Source organism: Paenibacillus sp. J31P316, assembly GCF_056269105.1.
The window spans coordinates 840,003-858,770 of the sequence record NZ_JBWDNI010000002.1 but is presented as its reverse complement, the minus strand read 5'-3'; the positions used below and the strand labels follow the sequence as shown (position 1 = coordinate 858,770).

The following is an 18,768-nucleotide window of genomic DNA, read 5'->3' as shown; positions in this document are numbered from 1 at the left end:
TGAAAATGTTGACAAAACGAATCGATAATCGATATAATAAACTTTGTTTGTTTGGAGTGATACCATGGAGATTCATGTACGTGAATTAGCGGCCAAAGGGACGAAAACAACATTCAAGTCCAGCTTGAATACCGATTGGCTGAAGCAAGTGCGCAAGGATGTCCTGAACGCGAGTCCGATGGACGTGAACATGACGGCTTGGGGCGAAGACGGCGTTGCCCATGTGGAGGGCGAGTTGACCATCGACGTGGAACTGTCCTGCTCCCGCTGTTTGGAATCGACCACGGAACACGTCGTGCTGCCGTTCCACGAACGCTTCAAGAACGAAGCCGAAGTAGACGGATCGGAACCGGAAGACACCATTCCGGTAGACGAGGACAAGCTGGAGCTCGAGCCGATGCTTGAAGAAATGCTGATGCTCGCGCTGCCATTCGTGCCGCTGTGCAGCGAAGACTGCAAAGGACTTTGCCACACGTGCGGAAGCAACCTAAATGAGCAAAGTTGCGGCTGCTCCAACGAGCGGATCGATCCGAGGCTTGCCGCATTGAAAGACTTGTTTAAAGACTCGAAGGAATAGAAGCGCTGCATCGATCGGCACGCTTGATGCAATTCTGTTAAGGAGGTGGGAAACATGGCAGTACCACAACGTAGAACATCCAAGACGCGTCGTGACAAACGCCGCACGCACTTCAAACTGGCTGTGCCAGGTATGGTTAAATGCGATCAATGCGGAGAATTGAAATTGGCTCACCGCGTTTGCAAAGTGTGCGGAACTTACAAATCGAGAGAAATCATCAAACAATAGTTTGACGCCACGAATAGGACTTCATCTTCGGATGGAGTCCTATTGTATTTTTCGGACGGCGCAGGACATCGTTTTCAGCTGAAATCCTGTTGCATATCTAAAAGGCATCGTTCTTTCATCCGCGTAATAAACGGTTTTTATACCGGAATCTGCCTTCGACGTTGCGCGGAGCGGCTTTCTTCTATATACTTGTTAGTACCTGGTTATAATAGCTGATTGTAACGTAGCTGTCTTGGCTCAGGTTCAGCCGCTGTTGTCCGGCACTGCCGCGTATGAATTGCAGCTGAGCGTATACTAGAACCATGGCAAAGGTGGTGCGGACCATCGAACGGCTTCCGAAACGAGAGCGTCATCAGCTGCTTAGCTCGCTGATTGACGATAATCCTTTTATAACGGATCAAGAGCTGACACGACAGTTGAAAGTCAGCATTCAAACGGTGCGCCTTGACCGGCTGGAACTCGGCATTCCCGAACTGCGGGAGCGGATGAAACTAATGGCGGAGCGTTCGTACGACCCGGTCCGTTCATTGCCGCTGGATGAAGTTATCGGAGATATCGTGGATCTGCAGCTGGACCACAGCGGCATTTCCCTTTTTGAAATCAAAGAAGAGCATGTATTTTCCAGAACCGGCATCGCCCGCGGCCACCATGTTTTCGCGCAAGCCAATTCATTGGCGGTAGCGGTCATTAACGATGAAATCGCTCTGACGGCGACAGCGGATATTCGTTTCGTCCGTCAAGTGAAGCTAGGCGAGAAATGCATAGCCAAAGCCTATGTAAGATCGATCTCCGGCGGACGCAGCAAAGCCAAAGTCGAGGTCTTTTCTTATGTTAGCGATGAAATGGTGTTTCAGGGCAGCTTTCTTATTTATCGTTCCGCAGGCGAGACGGTCATCGAAGGAGGTATGGATGGTGCGGATCGCAATTGACGCGATGGGGGGCGACCATGCCCCTTCGCAAATCGTAAAAGGCGCATTGGAAGCAGCGCTCGAAAGTCCGGAGGTTACCATCGTTCTGGTGGGCGACGAGACGCAGATCAAGACGCATCTCGGCGCCAAGGTTCCGTCGAATATCGAGATCGTCCATGCGGACGATGTCATTGGGCCCGACGACGAGCCGGTTAAAGCGGTTCGCCGCAAGAAAGGGTCATCGATGGTGATGGCAGGCCAATTGGTGCGCGACGGCCGAGCGGAAGCCATGCTGTCTGCCGGCAATACGGGCGCGCTCATGACGACCGGTCTGCTCGTCGTCGGGAGGCTGGAAGGCATCGAGCGTCCCGCGCTCGTCACGATGTTGCCAACCATGGACGATATCGGCGTGCTTGCGCTCGACTTGGGCGCGAACATGGACGCGAAGCCGGAGCATCTCCTGCAATATGCGATCATGGGGAGCATTTACCGGGCACGCATGAATGGACAGTCTAAGCCGCGCGTCGGCCTGCTCAACGTGGGTACGGAAGCCATGAAAGGGAACGAGCTGACGAAAGCGGCGTACGATTTGCTTGAGGCGGCACCGATTCATTTTATCGGCAATGTGGAGGCGCGGGACGTCTTGCTTCGCAATTGCGACGTATTGATTTGCGACGGTTTTGCCGGCAATATTATGCTGAAGGCGATGGAAGGGACGGCGGGAACGCTGTTCAAGACGATCCGGGACATTTTCTCGAGCTCGCTCTTATCCAAGCTGGCCGCGGCGATCGTGATGCCCAAGCTTCGCATGCTGCGCAAAAAAATGGATTACAACGAGCACGGCGGCGCTCCGCTGCTGGGCATTAACGGACTCGTATTCAAATGCCATGGCTCCTCTGACGTGAAAGCCATCAAAAGCACGGTGCGTCAAGCCAAACTGGCGATTCAGAGCAACTTGGTATCTTCTATCGCAGCGGAAATTAGCAGGAAGTGAGTGGGAGCATGCAGCTACATCCCGTAGGTATTATCGGCACCGGCAAATACGTGCCTGAACGAATTTTGACGAATAAAGACCTGGAACAGATGGTCGAAACGAACGACGAGTGGATCGTTACGCGCACGGGTATGCGGGAACGCCGCATCGCCGCGCCGGAGCAAGCGACTTCGGACCTGGCTTACCAGGCATCCTTGAAGGCGATCGAAGCAGCCGGATTGACTGCCGAAGACATTGATCTGATCATCGTCGCGACGATTACGCCGGACATGTTCTTCCCGTCTACCGCCTGCCTGCTGCAGGATAAGCTGGGCGCAAGGAAAGCGGCGGCATTCGACTTGTCGGCTGCCTGCTCCGGGTTCATCTACGGTCTCGCGACCGCATCCAGCATGATTGCGAACGGCATGTACAAACACGTGCTCGTGGTCGGGGCGGAATGCTTGTCCCGAATTACGGATTATACCGACCGCAACACCTGCATTCTGTTCGGCGACGGCGCAGGCGCCGTCGTTCTCGGCCAAGTACCCGAAGGCCGCGGATTCCGTTCCTTCGAGCTCGGTGCCGACGGCTCCGGCGGCGAATTGCTCCGCGTTCGGGGCGGCGGTTCTCGCATGCCGTCGTCTACCGACACCATTGCAGATAAGCAGCATTTTATCTACATGGCCGGCAATGAAGTATACAAATTCGCTGTCCGTATCATGGGCAACGCCGCTGAGGAAGCATTGCGCAAAGCGGGCATCGACAAGAAAGACATCGATCTGCTCGTCCCGCATCAAGCCAATATTCGCATCATTCAATCCGCGCTGAACCGTTTGGATCTGCCGCAGGAGAAGTGTATGATCAACTTGGATAAATACGGCAACGTATCGGCGGCTTCCATTCCGATCGCGCTGGCTGAAGCGGTGGAGCAAAACCGCGTGAACGAAGGCGACCGCATCGTGCTGGTGGGCTTTGGCGGCGGTTTGACTTGGGGCGCTTCCGTGTTAGTTTGGTAATCATTCATACTCTTCGTTAATGTGTAACGTAATCGTGTCGGAGGTGCTGATTTCAATGGGCAAGACCGCATTCGTATTTCCCGGCCAAGGCGCGCAGGCAGTCGGCATGGGACAAGATATTTATGAAGCGTTTCCCGCATCGCGGGCCGTTATCGATGCCGCGGACGAAGCGCTGGGCTTCAAATTAAGCGATATTATTTTTCAAGGTCCCGAAGACGTGCTGAAGCAAACGGTCAACACGCAACCCGCACTGCTGACCGTCAGCGCAGCCTACTTGGAGGCGCTCCGCGAAAGCGGACTTACAGCCGACTACGTGGCCGGCCATTCGCTTGGCGAATATAGCGCGCTAGTCGCAGCCGGATCATTGTCCTTCCAGGATGCCGTGCGCACGGTTCGCTCCCGAGGCGAATTCATGGAGCAGGCCGTTCCAAGCGGGCAAGGCGCCATGGCTGCCGTGCTCGGCGCAGAGCGCGAAGCGCTGGCTGCGCTTTGTGCGTCCGCATCCGCCGATGCCGGCGCGGTTGAACTGGCTAACGTCAACTGCCCAGGTCAAATCGTCGTGTCCGGTACGGCTGCCGGCGTGCAAGCGATCGTAGAACGAGGAAAAGAAGCCGGCGCCAAGCGGGTCATCCCGCTCGAAGTGAGCGGACCGTTCCACTCCTCGCTCATGAAACCTGCCGCCGACCGCCTGAAAGACGTCTTGGCAGCCGTCAACATGCAAGATGCGTCGATCCCCGTTATCGCGAACGTTACGGCCAAACCCGTCACGGAAAGCGGCGAAATTCGCAAATTACTCGAAGAACAGGTATACTCGCCTGTATTGTGGGAAGACAGCGTGCGTTACTTGATCGAGCAAGGCGTGGACACGTTCGTCGAAATCGGATCGGGCACGGTACTCGCCGGCCTGATCAAAAAAATCGACAAAACCGTCAAGGTCATCTCGATAAACAGCCTGGAAGCGCTGAAAGCGGCTGCGCTTTAAGCATAGGTGGAAAACCGTGGCCTCCGGTCGGATTGGGTCTTCGCTCGCTGTTGTAGTTCTGATTCCCATGATTATATAGTTAGTAGAGGTAGGAATCAGACTACAAAGGCGAACGCTAACGCTGCTACGACTCCAATCCGACTCTCCGGCTACTCTCCACCACCGCTTACAAAGCTTACGTTCCCTCGCTTCCGCAAAGGGCAACGCCTAAGCTCGGCAGCATGCATGTGCTGCCGAGCTGGCAGGGAACCTGCCCTAAAAGCAGCTGCCGCGGGCAGCTGTAAACCAACTTCGGCGGCGATGACCTGCCGCCTACGGCAAGCCAGCCGCAGGCGACGGCTTGCAGGACGCGCCTAACGTAAAGCGTGTCCCGCAAGGGACGAAAGCGAGGACAAGCACGCTGCAGCTCGCCAAGCGCCTCTGCAGCGCACAACGTTACCATGGTCCCGCAAGGGACAGCAGGTAACTCGCGAGCGCCAAACGTAAAGTGTGTCCGCGAGGGACGAAAACGAGGTCAGGCACGACGTAGCACGAGAGCGGTACTCTGTGGCACCAACGTTCTCCTTCCGGGTGTCCACAGAGGGCCGGGGCCCTTGGGGTCCCCCTGGAGAGGGGATTTAGGGGGTCAGACTTTTCTGAGGGGAGAAATGAAAATGTTCGCAGATTTAACGGGTAAAGTCGCGCTCGTCACGGGAGCATCCCGCGGCATCGGCCGCGCGATCGCAATCGCGCTTGCCGAAGCCGGCGCTGACGTAGCCATCAACTATTCCGGTAGCGAAGCGGCAGCCGCGGAGACGGCGGAAGCGGTTCAAGCGCTTGGCCGCCGCACGCTCGTGCTGAAAGCCAACGTCGGCAAAACCGACGAGTTTGACGCGATGGTGAAGCAAGTGATCGAGGCATTCGGCGTCATTGATATTTTGGTGAATAACGCAGGCATCACGCGTGACAATCTAATCATGCGCATGAAGGAAGACGAATTCGATCAAGTCATCGAAACGAACCTGAAAGGCGTGTTCAACGGCGTCAAAGCCGTGACTCGTCAAATGATGAAGCAGCGCTCGGGCCGCATCATTAATATCTCGTCCGTTGTCGGCGTTCTCGGCAATCCGGGGCAAGCCAACTATGTCGCTGCCAAAGCCGGTGTGATCGGTCTGACCAAGGCTTCCGCCCGCGAGTTGGCTTCAAGGGGCATCACGGTCAATTGCGTCGCACCGGGCTTTATTCAAACGGATATGACGGATAAGCTGCCGCAGGAAATGCGCGATAAGCTGGCTGCCGACATTCCGCTGGCTCGCCTCGGCGACCCGAAGGATATTGCAGCCGCCGTTCGTTTCTTGGCGTCGGATGCAGCCGCCTATATGACGGGTCAAACGATTCACGTCGATGGCGGCATGTACATGTAACAGCGCTCCGGACAAGGCCTGTATGGCGGGAAGCCGTTTGATGTATGGCATTTTGTCCGCAATTCTCGTATAATACCATGGAGGAGGTGAACCGGATGTCCGATGTATATGATCGTGTAAAGCGCATCGTTGTCGACCGCCTTGGCGTTGACGAGTCGGAAGTTACGCTAGAAGCTTCGTTTAAAGAAGATCTTGGAGCGGACTCTCTTGATGTCGTTGAATTGGTCATGGAACTGGAAGATGAATTCGATATGGAAATCTCTGATGAAGATGCAGAGAAAATTACGAGTGTAGGAGAAGTCGTAAATTACATAGCTTCTCTAGCGAAGTAATACAAACAATGACAAGTCCCGTTGCACAAGCGGGACTTCTCTCCATATTAGACGAATTGAGTATTTGCATTCCGAACAGCTGAAAGCGCATTAGCGTTTTATCAAATAGAGCTTGGATTAGAGTTCCCATTAGAGGTGAATAGAGATGAAGCAGAGAGTAGTCGTTACGGGCATGGGGGTTATGACTTCGCTCGGTTCCGAACTGGAGACGTTTTGGGGTAATTTAATGGAAGGAAAGTCCGGCGTTTCCTTGGTTGAAGCATTTGACGTTTCCGAATATCCGACCCGCATCGCGGCTGAAATAAAGAATTTTAACCCGGAAGATTACGGCATCGACAAGAAAGAAGCGCGTCGTATGGACCGTTTCGTGCAGTTCGCAGTTGTGGCCAGTGAGCTCGCCGTTAAAGATGCAGGCATACATATCGGATCGGACGTGGACGCGGAGCGCGTAGGCGTCATGATCGGTTCCGGCATCGGCGGTTTGGGCACATGGGAAGACCAGCATAACATTTTGCTGGAGAAAGGTCCGAAGCGCGTAAGTCCGTTCTTCATCCCGATGATGATCGCGAACATGGCTTCCGGACAAGTTTCGATGGCCACGGGCGCGAAAGGTCCGAACAGTACAGCCGTTACAGCTTGCGCGACAGGCACGCATTCCATTGGAGATTCCTATAAGCTGATTCAGCGCGGCGACGCCGATTTGATGATTTGCGGCGGTGCGGAAGCGACGATCCGGCCGACAGGCATGGCAGGCTTCTGCTCCATGCGGGCGATGTCCACAAGGAATGACGAGCCTCATAAAGCATCCCGTCCGTTCGATACGGATCGCGACGGCTTCGTCATGGGCGAAGGTTCTGGCGTACTGGTGTTGGAATCGCTGGAGCATGCGCAGCAACGCGGCGCGCACATCTATGCGGAAATCATCGGTTACGGCATGAGCGGCGACGCTCACCATATGACTGAACCGGATCCGGATGGCGCAGCGCGCTGCATGGTGAAAGCGCTCCGGGACGGCGGCCTCGAGCCGTCTCAAATCGACTACATCAACGCGCACGGAACGTCGACGCCTGTTGGCGATCGTTCGGAGACGACGGCGATCAAGAAAACGTTTGGCGACCATGCCTACAAGCTGGCGGTCAGCTCCACGAAATCGATGACGGGCCATCTGCTGGGCGCGGCCGGCGGCGTCGAAGCGGTTATTCTTGGTTTGACGCTGCAGAACGGTATCATTCCACCAACGATTAACTTGGATAATCAAGATCCGGAATGCGATCTCGATTATGTCCCGAACGTCCCGCGCAAAGCGGATGTTCAATATGCGTTGTCGAATTCCTTCGGCTTCGGCGGACATAACGCGACGATCGTGATGAAGAAGTATGAAGCATGATCCATTTGACGAGCTGCAGCAGCGACTGCAGCTTCGTTTTCGTGCGATAAAGCTGCTGCGGCAAGCGTTCACGCATACGTCGTACGTTAACGAGCATCGTCAAAGTGCAACGGAGCATAACGAACGTCTTGAGTTTCTGGGCGACGCGATATTACAGCTGACGGTATCCGAGTTTTTGTATCGTACGTTTCCGGAACGGCCAGAGGGACAGCTGACGCGCATGCGGGCATCGATCGTATGCGAAGCTTCACTCGCGCGATTCGCGGAAATGCTGGATCTCGGATCGCATGTGCTGCTCGGACGCGGGGAAGAACAGCTCGGCGGAAGGCAGCGACCCGCGCTGCTGGCCGACTTGTTCGAAGCGTTCGTCGGGGCGATCTACTTGGATCAAGGGCTGGAAGCTGTCAAGTCGTTTTTGGCTTCCTATATGTTCCCGCACATCGATAACGACGGCGTGATGGTGGGGAAAGATTTCAAATCGACCTTGCAGGAGAAGGCGCAGCAAGCAGGAATGGGTCCGATCGAATATCGGATCGTCGAGGAGCGTGGCCCTGCGCATGATCGCGAGTTCGTCGTGGCGGTGTATATCGGCGATATCTCTTATGGTTCGGGGATCGGCCGCACGAAGAAAGAAGCGGAGCAGCAGGCAGCGGCAGAAGCGTGGCGCAAGCTGCCGAAGTAATGGAATATGCAGCATGACGAAAATTCTGGTCACCTTAGGTAACCGGGATTTTTTCATTTCATAAAGGTTTGATGGGCGGCCATCTCGCATGAAATAAAGTCGGGAAAATGTCCCATTTATGGATGCGGAGTCGAATGTTTTGCATGCGAACATGACGGGTTTCGACGTATTTCGACCCTGTCCTTTTTTAGCATATATGGTACAATAGTTGTTGAGGTGAAGGTAAGCGATGTTCCTGAAAAGGATTGAATTAGCTGGATTTAAATCGTTTGCCGACAAGACGGAGCTGGAATTCGTACGCGGTATAACGGCCGTCGTTGGCCCGAATGGCAGCGGCAAGAGCAACATCAGCGACAGCATCCGCTGGGTACTGGGCGAACAGAGCGCCAAGAGCCTGCGGGGCGGAAAAATGGAAGATATCATATTCGCGGGAAGCGACGCGCGCAAAGCGGTCAATTTCGGCGAAGTTTCGCTGACCCTGGATAATGGAGACGGCGCGCTGCCGCTCGATTACAACGAAGTCACGGTCACGCGGCGTGTTCACCGCAGCGGAGAGAGCGAATACCTGATCAACAAGCAGTCGTGCAGACTGAAGGATATAACGGAATTGTTCATGGATACGGGGATCGGCAAGGAAGCGTATTCGATCATTGGGCAAGGACGTATCGAAGAAATTTTGAGCACGCGTTCCGAAGACCGGCGCGGTATTTTCGAAGAGGCGTCGGGCATCGTGAAATACAAGTCGCGTAAGCGCGAGGCGCAAAAGAAGCTGGAGGACACGGAGAACAACCTGCTTCGTATCCACGACTTGGTGACGGAGCTCGAGGACCAGGTCGAGCCGCTGCGCGTGCAATCGGAGAAGGCGATCCAGTTCAAGCAGCTGCGAGATCAGCTGAAGTCCGGCGAAATCGCCATGTACGTACATAACATCGAAACGGTGCACCAGTCATGGACGGATTCGAATACTCGCATGACGAAGCTGCAGTCGGAACAACTTACATTGTCTACCGTCGTCAGCAAGCATGATGCGATGCTCGAGAAGGATCGTCAGAAGCTTCGCGAATTGGAGGAAGCGCTGGACCGGCTCCACGAAGGTATGCTGCAATACAGTGAAGAGTACGAGAAATGCGAAGGGTACGGCGAAGTGCTGAAGGAGCGTAAACGCAACCTGGAGCAGAATCGCTTGCAGCTCGAAGCATCGATGGCGGCGCAGAATGAACGGATTACGGCGCTGACCAAAGAAGAAGCGGAATTCCGCAGCAAAGCGGCGCTGCTCGACAACGAGCTCGAATCCCTGCGGAAGAAGCTGGCCGAAGAGGAAGCGCAGTTGATCGGCACGAGCGCATCCGCTTCGGGTGACGCGGAAGAGTCGCTGAAGGGCGAGCTTCTCGACGTGCTTAGTACGATGGCACAGCTGCGCAACGAGATTCGTTATGCACTACAGCAGGAAGAAGCGCTTCAGCGCCGGATGGAACGGCTTGGCGACGAGCATGCCAAATGGCAGGAGCAGCATGAACGTTTTACCGCGAGAAGAGCGGAGCTTCAGCAGAAGCTGGAGCAGACGCTTGAAGATATCAATAAGATGCGCAACCGTTACATCGGCGAGGCCGAGGGGCTGCAGAACGGTCAGAAGCTGCTGGAGGAAACGCAGTCGGCCGTTCGCAAGTGGGAGCAGAAGCTCGAGGCGCTCACTTCCCGCCGGGATACCATGAAGGAAATGCAGGACGATCTTGACGGCTTCATGCATGGCGTCAGAGAAGTATTGAAAGCCTCCAGACGTACGACGGGCGGCATTGAAGGCGTGCATGGCGCGGTCGCCGAGCTCGTACGCGTGCCGGAGAAAGTGGAACTTGCGATCGAGACCGCGCTTGGAGGCGCGCTCCAGCATGTCGTCATGAACGATGAACGCAGTGCGCGGGCGGCAATCGCCTTCTTGAAATCCCGCCAGCTCGGACGTGCGACGTTTCTCCCGCTCGACGTTATTCGAGGCCGGAACATTCCCGATCACGAGCGCAGAACGGTCGCCGGGCTTGAAGGCTTCGTCGGCATCGCAGCCGAGCTCGTCACTTGCGATTCCAAGTACGCGCATATCGTTGAAAACCTGCTCGGTAACGTGCTTATTGCCGAAACGCTGGAACAAGCGAACCGGATCGCCTCGCGAATCCAGTACCGTTTCCGGGTGGTCACGCTGGAAGGCGACGTCGTCAACGCGGGCGGTTCCATGACAGGAGGCAGCATTCAGAAGAAAGGCGCCAACCTGCTTGGACGTCAGCGTCAGATCGAGCAGCTGGACGGCGAAATCAAAGCGACGGATGAGCAGCTGGGCAAGCTTCGCGACAAAATAAGCGATCTCCGGAAAGAACAGTCCATTCGCAACCAGAAGGTCGACGAGCTGCGCGCTTTGGGCGAGAAGCAGCGGATCGACGAGCAGCATCTTCGCGCCGAGCTGCAACAGCTGGACAAAGAGAAGCGGCATTTGGACGATCAGGCGCAGCTGTTCCAGGCGGACAGCGCAGGCCACAAGACAGAACAGCAGCAAATCAGTCAGTCCGCCAAGGATGCGGAAGAGCGACTCGAGGTGCTGACGAAGGAAGAGGCACGGCTGCAGGAAGCGATTCGGATGGCGGAGGAACGCAGGAAAGCAGGTGAATCTGCCAAGGAACAGCTGCAGGACCAGCTAACGGATCTGAAGATCGCGCTGGCCAAGACCGACCAGGAGAAAATGTCGTTCGAGGATCAAGCGTCCCGTGTTCGCTCCGACATCGGCAGGGCCAAGCAGGAGCTGGCCGGCATCCGCGACATGCTACAGCGTCAGGAAGAAGAAACGCGCCTGCACGCGGAAGAGAGCGCCAAGCAAACGGAGCAGCTGAACGCCTTGAAGCTGAAGAAGGACGGCTGCGCGGAGCAGACGGACTTGAAGCGTTCCGCGCGCGCGGAACTGACCCGCGAGCTGGAACAGGGCGAGAGCGAGACGAAGGATCAACGTTCGCAGCTGCGCACGGTCGAAGATCAGCTGCGCCAGATCGAAATCGCCGTCAATCGGCTTGACGTCGAGCTGGACAACCTGCTGCGCAAGCTGAGCGAAGAGTACGAGCTAAGCTTCGAGCTGGCGAAGGAACGGTATCCGGTACCGGAGGACGTGCTTGCGCTCCAAAGCGAGGTGCGCGATTTGAAACGCCGCATCTCCGGCTTGGGTGAAGTGAACCTCGGCGCGATCGACGAATATGAGCGCGTCAAGGAACGCTACACCTTCCTGAACGACCAGAAGAACGATCTCATCGAAGCGAAGACGACGCTTTATCAAGTCATCCGGGAAATGGACGACGAGATGGGCCGCCGGTTCCGTACCACGTTCGAAGCCATTCGCGGTCATTTCGTCGTCGTCTTCTCGAAGCTGTTCGGCGGCGGCCGGGCGGATCTTATTATGGTCGAGCCTGATCGGGTGCTCGACAGCGGCATCGATATCGTTGCGCAGCCGCCGGGCAAGAAGCTGCAGAACCTGCAGCTGCTCTCGGGGGGCGAGCGCGCTTTGACGGCGATTGCCTTGTTATTTGCCATTCTGCAGGTTAAGCCAGTTCCGTTCTGCGTACTCGATGAAGTCGAGGCTGCGCTTGACGAAGCCAACGTCGCTCGTTTCGCGCAATACTTGCGTGAATTCTCGGAGCTGACGCAGTTTATCGTCGTTACGCACCGGAAGGGCACGATGGAAGAGGCGGATGTGCTCTACGGGGTAACGATGGAAGAGGGCGGCGTATCCAAGCTGGTGTCCGTCCGTCTGGAAGATGAAGAAGCGGTATCCGCATAATCGGTTGAACCCGAATGACCGAAACCGACGTATAATAGAAGCCGGAGCTTGGCGCAGATTCGCAATCGCAGCCTGGCCCGGCTTCTGTACCCTATAACATTTTACAGGTTCATAGCTTTCATTAAATGTCTATAAGGTCTAATGAAAGCAATAAGCTGCACCGAACAAGCCGGTGACGGCCGTTCTTCTCGATTAAAATGATGGAGGTCCAACCATGAGTTTTTTTAAACGCTTGAAAGAAAGCATCGCCCAGAAGACAGAGGCGGTCACGTCCATATTCAAGGAAGGCTTGACGAAGACGCGTACCGCATTCGTCGGCAAGATCGAGGAATTAATCCTGCGCCGCAAGAAGATCGATGAGGCGTTCTACGAAGAGCTGGAAGAGATTCTGATCGGCGCCGATGTCGGCGTCAATACGGTCATGCAGCTCATCGACGACCTGCGTGCGGAAGTGAAGAAGCGCAAAATCGAAGAAGCATCCGAGCTCCAGCCGATTTTGTCCGAGAAGCTCGTCGGGCTGCTGCACGGCGACGCGAAGTCCGAGCTACGCATGGCGGAGTCGGGTATGACCGTCATTCTCTTCGTTGGCGTTAACGGCGTCGGCAAGACGACGACGATCGGCAAGCTTGCGCATAAATTCAAGAGCGAAGGCAAGTCCGTCCTGCTCGCAGCGGGCGATACATTCCGTGCAGGCGCAATCGAGCAGCTCGAAGTATGGGGCAAGCGCGTCGGCGTGGACGTGATCAAGCAGGAATCCGGCGCAGATCCGGCAGCGGTTATGTATGATGCGGTACACGCAGCAAAGCAGCGCAATGTCGACGTGCTGTTATGCGACACGGCAGGCCGTTTGCAGAACAAGCACAATCTGATGGAAGAGCTGAACAAAATCTTCCGCGTCATCCAACGCGAAGTGCCGAGCGCGCCGCATGAAGTATTGCTCGTGCTCGACGCGACGACAGGCCAGAACGCGCTCAGCCAAGCGAAGCTGTTCGGCGAGAAGAGCGGCGTTACCGGACTCGTGCTGACCAAGCTGGACGGTACGGCCAAAGGCGGTATCGTTATTGCCATCCGCAATGAACTGGATTTGCCGGTGAAGCTGGTTGGTCTCGGCGAGAAAATGGAGGATTTGCAGGAGTTCGATTCCGAGCAATTCGTCCACGCGCTGTTCGGCGGTCTGCTGCAGGACGCGGAAGACGAGAACGATTCGGCCAAATAACAGGTGACAAGTAAAACAGCTTGACAGTGCATAGGCCGCTGCGCTATGATAGTCGTCGTGGATATGGTGTAAAGGTAATTGCCTTGACGCAAAGGAGCGGATCGCATGACAGTACACGAAACCGACGCCCTGGCGAAGACGACGCGAATCAATATGCTGTTTGATTTCTACGAGCATTTGCTCACGGAGAAACAGCAAACCTTTCTGAAGTATTACTTCCATGACGATTATTCACTCGGGGAAATTGCTGCCGAGTTTGATATTAGCAGGCAAGCGGTCTATGAACACGTGAAACGGGCGGAAGCCGTTCTCGAATCCTGCGAAAGCAAGCTGAAGCTTCTGGTTAAGCACGAAGAAGCCGAGCAATGGCTGAGCAGGCTGGACGAAATGGCGGAGCGTCTCGCGGATCACAGCGGCATTGGAGCCGAGCTTCGCGAAATCGCACGGGGTCTGCGGAGCGATGGGAAGAGCGGTACATAACCAAACACTTGAATTCAGGGGGTGACGATCATGGCATTCGAAGGTTTGTCAAGCAGACTGCAGAATGTATTCGGCAAATTGCGCGGTAAAGGCAAAGTTTCCGAGGATGATGTGAACGAAGCGATGCGCGAGGTGCGCTTGGCACTGCTCGAAGCTGACGTTAACTTCAAGGTTGTCAAGGATTTCATCGCGAAGGTGAAAGAACGGACGATCGGGTTGGAAGTCGCGAAGAGCTTCACGCCTGGCATGGTCGTCGTCGATATCGTAAACAAAGAATTAACGGAACTGATGGGCGGCACGAACGCGAAGCTCGCCAAGTCCAACAAGCCGCCGACGGTCATTCTGATGGCGGGTTTGCAGGGGGCGGGTAAAACAACGTCGTCCGCGAAGCTGGCGAAATCGCTGCTCAAGGACAAGCATAAGCCGCTTCTTATCGCAGGCGATATTTACCGTCCTGCCGCAATCAAGCAGCTCCAAGTGCTTGGAGAGCAGATCGGCGTACCGGTGTTTACGCTGGGCGATCAAACCTCCCCGGTTGAAATTGCGCGCCAGGGCCTCCAGTTGGCCAAAGACAACGGTCATGACTACGTCATTATCGATACGGCTGGCCGGCTGCATATCGACGAGGCGCTGATGGGCGAGCTTCGTCAAATTCATGAAGTTACGAATCCGGACGAAGTGTTGCTCGTCGTTGATGCGATGACGGGTCAAGAAGCGGTTAACGTCGCGCAGAGCTTTCACAGCCAGCTTGAGCTGACCGGCGTCGTTCTGACGAAGCTGGACGGCGATACGCGCGGCGGTGCGGCCTTGTCGGTCAAAGCCGTTACCGGCTGCCCGATCAAATTCGCCGCAACGGGCGAGAAGATCGAACCGCTTGAGCCGTTCCATCCGGAACGGATGGCATCGCGGATTCTCGGCATGGGCGACATGCTGTCGCTGATCGAGAAAGCACAGTCCAGCATCGATGCCGAGAAGGCAGCGGAGATGGAACGCAAGATGCGTACGGCGGAATTCACGTTCGAGGATTTCCTGGAACAGATGGAGCAGGTACGCAAGCTTGGACCGTTGGATCAACTGCTCGACATGATGCCGGGCATGGGCAAGATGAAGGACATGAAGAACCTGAAAGTCGATGAGAAACAAATCGGGCGCGTGGAAGCGATCGTCAGATCGATGACGAAAGAAGAGAAGCGCAAGCCGGAAATTCTCAATCACAGCAGGCGCAAACGGATTGCGACGGGCAGCGGTACTTCCGTCACGGAAGTGAACCGGCTGATCAAGCAGTTCGACGACATGAAGAAAATGATGAAGCAATTCTCGTCCATGATGGGTCCGAAAGGTCCGAAGGGCGGCATGAAAGGCCTCAAGGGTATGCTTCCTAAAGGCATGAAGTTCCCGTTTTAACGTTTGACTGCCCTTCTAAACGGGGCATTCCGATAGATCGATATTTATTGAAGGAGGTGAATTCTCATGGCAGTACGTATTCGTTTGAAACGTATCGGTGCGCATAAAGCGCCTTTCTACCGTGTGGTAGTTTCCGATTCCCGTTCCCCGCGTGACGGTCGCTTCATTGAAGAAATCGGTACTTATAATCCGGTTGCTCAACCAGCACAAGTGAACATCGATGAAGAAAAAGCTCTTAAATGGCTTCAAAACGGAGCGCAAGCTTCCGACACAGTCCGCAACCTGCTTTCCAAAGCAGGCGTAATGACGAAGCTTCACGAGTCGAAACTTCAAAAATAAACTGCTCGGTGCGGGGGGCCTATTGTGATGAAAGATTTGATTCTTGTCATAGCGAAGGCTTTAGTGGATAACCCGGAGGATGTGCGCGTCGACGTGAAAGAAGACGACCGCGGCACCGTCTATCTGCTGTCAGTCAATCCCGACGATGTCGGCAAGGTGATCGGTAAACAGGGACGGATCGCAAAAGCGCTTCGAACGGTGGTCGCATCGGCTGCCGTCAAATCGCAGAAGCGAGTCATGGTCGACATCATTTCGTAGACGATCGTACATTGGAAAGGGCTAGGATGAATATCCTAGCTCTTTTTCGATGAAAAATAAGAAGGTATAAGTTTCCTTCATACTTTGCTTCTATTTGTGCGGGAAGAAGCTTGTACAGACGCCGACAAGGACGGTTTGGACCGTTTCTTCTTAGCAAATACGATAAAGGCAGGAGACCACGCATGGATCAACAATGGCTATCTGTAGGCAAGCTTGTTAATACGCATGGCATTCGCGGCGAAGTAAAGGTCTTCTCGCAAACCGATTTTCCCGAGGAACGGTTTGCGCCGAAATCCGTGCTGACGCTCTTGAACGAAGAGAACGGGCAGCAGTTGGAAGTCGAAGTGCTGAGCGCGCGAGAACATAAAGGGATGTTTATCTTGAAGCTGAAAGGCTTCGATAACATCAACGAGGTGGAGAAGTACAAGGGCTGGTCGCTGAAGGTGTCCAGAGAAGATCTGGTCGACCTGGAAGACGGCGAGTACTACCACCATCAAATCATCGGCTGCAAAGTCGTGTCCGATGAAGGCGCGGAGCTAGGCGTCATTACGGAGATCCTCGTGCCTGGCGCCAATGATGTGTGGGTCATTCAACAGCCGAAAGGCAAGCAGCTGCTCATTCCGGTCATCGACGAAGTCGTGCTCGACGTGGACATTCCGAACAAAACGGTCAAGGTTCATCTGATGGAAGGGCTGATCTAGCCCATGCGCATCGATGTATTGACGCTGTTTCCGGAAATGTTCCATGGCGTCTTCGGCGCCAGCATTCTTGGCAAGGCACGGGACAAGGGCATTGTTGACTTGAATGCGATTAACTTCCGAGATTACGCGAATAATAAACATAACACAGTTGATGACTATCCTTACGGCGGCGGCGGCGGCATGGTTCTGAAGCCGGAACCGCTGTTCGCGGCCGTGGAGGATCTGATGCCCGAAGGCGGAACGCAGCCGCGGGTCATACTGCTTTGTCCGCAAGGCGAGCCCTATACGCAGAAGAAGGCGGAGGAATTGTCGGCAAACTCTCATTTGATCTTCGTATGCGGTCACTATGAGGGCTATGACGAGCGCATTCGCCAGCATCTTGTAACGGACGAAATCTCGCTTGGCGATTACGTGCTCACGGGCGGCGAGCTGCCTGCCATGGTGATGATCGACAGCATCGTGCGTCTGCTGCCGGGCGTGCTCGGCAATGAAACGTCCGCAGTGACGGATTCGTTCAGCACCGGCATGCTGGAGCATCCCCATTATACGCGGCCGCCCGTCTTCCGCGGCTGGGAAGTGCCCGAAGTGCTCTTGTCCGGCCATCATGCGAATGTGGAGGTCTGGAGACGCCAGCAGTCGATTCTGCGAACGTTGGAACGCCGTCCCGAGCTGCTCGAGCATGTTGAATTGACTAAGAAAGAGCGGCTGTGGCTGGCCGAGCAAATACGGATTCGCGAACAAGCCGAGCGGCAATAACGGTTTGTACGATTCCGTTGTTGTATTCTAGGCGGGATTATGTTAGAATTGCTGATGTTGCTTTGTTAACTCGGACGGTCCGCTATAAAGCAAAGACCCGGTTTCTCTTGTGATTCCGGCAGCTTATAAGAACGTCTATGGTGGAAGGAGTTGAAACTAAATGAATCTTTTGCAAACTATTGCGCAAGAAAATCTTCGTACTGACCTTCCAAGCTTCCGCCCAGGCGATACGCTTAAGGTACACGTAAAAGTTATCGAGGGATCCCGTGAACGGATCCAGCTGTTCGAAGGCGTCGTTATCAAACGTCGCGGCGGCGGTATCAGTGCTACTTTTACGGTACGTAAAATTTCGTACGGCGTTGGCGTCGAAAGAACGTTCCCAGTGAACTCGCCGAAAATTGAAAAGATCGAAGTTGCACGCCGCGGTAAAGTCCGTCGCGCGAAACTGTACTATCTTCGCAATCTTCGCGGTAAAGCTGCGAGAATTAAAGAAATTCGTTAATGTTCGACAAGAGGGGGACTTGCGCAAACAAGTCCCTTTTCGCTTTTCTATACATAGATTTTCAGGGGTCGAATCGGTGAATCCGAGCATCATTTCTGCATAGAAGAGGGTGGAATCATGGATCAACAGCATCGCAATGACGAACAACTAACGGAGCAGGACGAAATAAAGCCAGCGGAACATCCGGTGGACGCGGACGGAACGGACGCTCCTGAATCGCCAAGCAATCCACCTGCCAAACGCGCGCAGAAAGAAGTGTTCGAATGGGTCAAGGCGCTTGCGATTGCCGCGATACTCGTTCTGGTGATCCGATACTTCCTGTTCGCGCCGTTTATCGTGGATGGGCCTTCTATGGAGCCGAATTTCTATACAGGCGAGCGTCTGATCGTCGATAAGGCGATCTACGAGATCCGCAAGCCGAAGCGCGGCGAAGTCATCGTATTCCACGTGCCTGACGAAGGCAAAGACTTCATCAAGCGCGTCATCGGCTTACCTGGCGACACCATCAAATACCAGGACGATAATCTGTACGTCAACGGCAAGCTTTACGAAGAGCCGTATCTCAAGGAATCGATTGCGGCTGCGAAGGCGAAAGGCGAGATTTTCAATAACAACGGCGGGGCGGAACGAAACTTCCCGAATGCGAACTTCGATACGGATGTCGTTCCCGAAGGTCATGTGCTTGCTTTCGGCGACAACCGCCCGAATAGCAAGGACAGCCGGATGATCGGCTTCGTCGATGACAAGGAAATCGTCGGACGGGCGGATATCATTTTCTGGCCAATGAGCAAAATGTCTTTCGTGAAACACGGATGAGGT

The 18,768-nt window shown here is 54.9% G+C and carries 20 protein-coding genes; all 20 read left to right on the top strand.

Translation table 11 applies throughout. The features are described from left to right. Positions 1–64: 64 nt before the first annotated feature. The 20 genes from AC0YNU_RS09270 to lepB all read left to right on the top strand — a co-directional run bounded on the left by AC0YNU_RS09270 (position 65) and on the right by lepB (position 18,765). Positions 65–577, top strand: a complete 513-nt coding sequence (locus tag AC0YNU_RS09270; protein WP_475755501.1) for a YceD family protein — start codon at positions 65–67, stop codon at positions 575–577. A 54-nt stretch (positions 578–631) separates the two neighbouring features. Next, the gene (gene rpmF / locus AC0YNU_RS09265; RefSeq protein ID WP_090637702.1) at positions 632–805 is read left to right on the top strand and encodes a 50S ribosomal protein L32; all 174 of its coding nucleotides are present in this window, start codon (positions 632–634) and stop codon (positions 803–805) included. A 302-nt stretch (positions 806–1,107) separates the two neighbouring features. Then, entirely contained in the window at positions 1,108–1,734 is a 627-nt protein-coding gene (fapR, locus tag AC0YNU_RS09260; protein WP_475755498.1) for a transcription factor FapR, read from the top strand. Then, the gene (gene plsX / locus AC0YNU_RS09255; protein WP_475756241.1) at positions 1,718–2,707 is read left to right on the top strand and encodes a phosphate acyltransferase PlsX; all 990 of its coding nucleotides are present in this window, start codon (positions 1,718–1,720) and stop codon (positions 2,705–2,707) included. Before fapR ends, plsX begins: the two co-directional genes overlap by 17 nt. Before the next feature lie 8 nt (positions 2,708–2,715). Next, positions 2,716–3,702, top strand: a complete 987-nt coding sequence (locus AC0YNU_RS09250; RefSeq protein ID WP_475755496.1) for a beta-ketoacyl-ACP synthase III — start codon at positions 2,716–2,718, stop codon at positions 3,700–3,702. A 55-nt stretch (positions 3,703–3,757) separates the two neighbouring features. Further along, the gene (gene fabD, locus AC0YNU_RS09245; RefSeq protein ID WP_475755494.1) at positions 3,758–4,684 is read left to right on the top strand and encodes an ACP S-malonyltransferase; all 927 of its coding nucleotides are present in this window, start codon (positions 3,758–3,760) and stop codon (positions 4,682–4,684) included. Positions 4,685–5,337: 653 nt separating this feature from the next. Further along, positions 5,338–6,087 (top strand): 3-oxoacyl-[acyl-carrier-protein] reductase, encoded by a 750-nt coding sequence (gene fabG / locus AC0YNU_RS09240; RefSeq protein WP_475755492.1) that lies wholly within the window; start codon positions 5,338–5,340, stop codon positions 6,085–6,087. A gap of 95 nt (positions 6,088–6,182) precedes the next feature. Beyond that, entirely contained in the window at positions 6,183–6,419 is a 237-nt protein-coding gene (gene acpP, locus AC0YNU_RS09235; RefSeq protein ID WP_161696667.1) for an acyl carrier protein, read from the top strand. A 145-nt stretch (positions 6,420–6,564) separates the two neighbouring features. After that, positions 6,565–7,806 carry a beta-ketoacyl-ACP synthase II gene (fabF, locus tag AC0YNU_RS09230; RefSeq protein WP_475755489.1) on the top strand — a complete coding sequence of 414 codons (1,242 nt, stop codon included), beginning with the start codon at positions 6,565–6,567 and terminating at the stop codon, positions 7,804–7,806. Continuing rightward, positions 7,796–8,488 (top strand): ribonuclease III, encoded by a 693-nt coding sequence (gene rnc / locus AC0YNU_RS09225; protein ID WP_475755487.1) that lies wholly within the window; start codon positions 7,796–7,798, stop codon positions 8,486–8,488. Before fabF ends, rnc begins: the two co-directional genes overlap by 11 nt. Positions 8,489–8,717: 229 nt before the next feature. Beyond that, on the top strand, positions 8,718–12,293 hold the full coding sequence (smc, locus tag AC0YNU_RS09220) for a chromosome segregation protein SMC (protein WP_475755485.1): 3,576 nt from the start codon (positions 8,718–8,720) through the stop codon (positions 12,291–12,293). A 214-nt stretch (positions 12,294–12,507) separates the two neighbouring features. Continuing rightward, positions 12,508–13,509, top strand: a complete 1,002-nt coding sequence (ftsY, locus tag AC0YNU_RS09215; protein WP_475755483.1) for a signal recognition particle-docking protein FtsY — start codon at positions 12,508–12,510, stop codon at positions 13,507–13,509. A 105-nt stretch (positions 13,510–13,614) separates the two neighbouring features. Continuing rightward, the gene (locus tag AC0YNU_RS09210; RefSeq protein WP_475755481.1) at positions 13,615–13,989 is read left to right on the top strand and encodes a putative DNA-binding protein; all 375 of its coding nucleotides are present in this window, start codon (positions 13,615–13,617) and stop codon (positions 13,987–13,989) included. A 30-nt stretch (positions 13,990–14,019) separates the two neighbouring features. Beyond that, on the top strand, positions 14,020–15,393 hold the full coding sequence (gene ffh / locus AC0YNU_RS09205; protein WP_475755479.1) for a signal recognition particle protein: 1,374 nt from the start codon (positions 14,020–14,022) through the stop codon (positions 15,391–15,393). A 66-nt stretch (positions 15,394–15,459) separates the two neighbouring features. Then, positions 15,460–15,732 carry a 30S ribosomal protein S16 gene (gene rpsP, locus AC0YNU_RS09200; protein ID WP_126016297.1) on the top strand — a complete coding sequence of 91 codons (273 nt, stop codon included), beginning with the start codon at positions 15,460–15,462 and terminating at the stop codon, positions 15,730–15,732. 27 nt (positions 15,733–15,759) lie between these two features. After that, positions 15,760–15,990, top strand: coding sequence for a KH domain-containing protein (locus tag AC0YNU_RS09195; RefSeq protein WP_090637681.1), 231 nt, complete (start codon positions 15,760–15,762; stop codon positions 15,988–15,990). A gap of 182 nt (positions 15,991–16,172) precedes the next feature. Beyond that, entirely contained in the window at positions 16,173–16,691 is a 519-nt protein-coding gene (gene rimM, locus AC0YNU_RS09190) for a ribosome maturation factor RimM (protein WP_475755476.1), read from the top strand. A 3-nt stretch (positions 16,692–16,694) separates the two neighbouring features. Next, complete coding sequence (trmD, locus tag AC0YNU_RS09185; protein WP_475755474.1) at positions 16,695–17,447, top strand: tRNA (guanosine(37)-N1)-methyltransferase TrmD; 753 nt, start codon at positions 16,695–16,697, stop codon at positions 17,445–17,447. Positions 17,448–17,607: 160 nt separating this feature from the next. Then, positions 17,608–17,949, top strand: a complete 342-nt coding sequence (rplS, locus tag AC0YNU_RS09180; RefSeq protein WP_090637675.1) for a 50S ribosomal protein L19 — start codon at positions 17,608–17,610, stop codon at positions 17,947–17,949. A 117-nt stretch (positions 17,950–18,066) separates the two neighbouring features. Continuing rightward, entirely contained in the window at positions 18,067–18,765 is a 699-nt protein-coding gene (gene lepB, locus AC0YNU_RS09175; protein ID WP_475755472.1) for a signal peptidase I, read from the top strand. Positions 18,766–18,768: the final 3 nt, after the last annotated feature.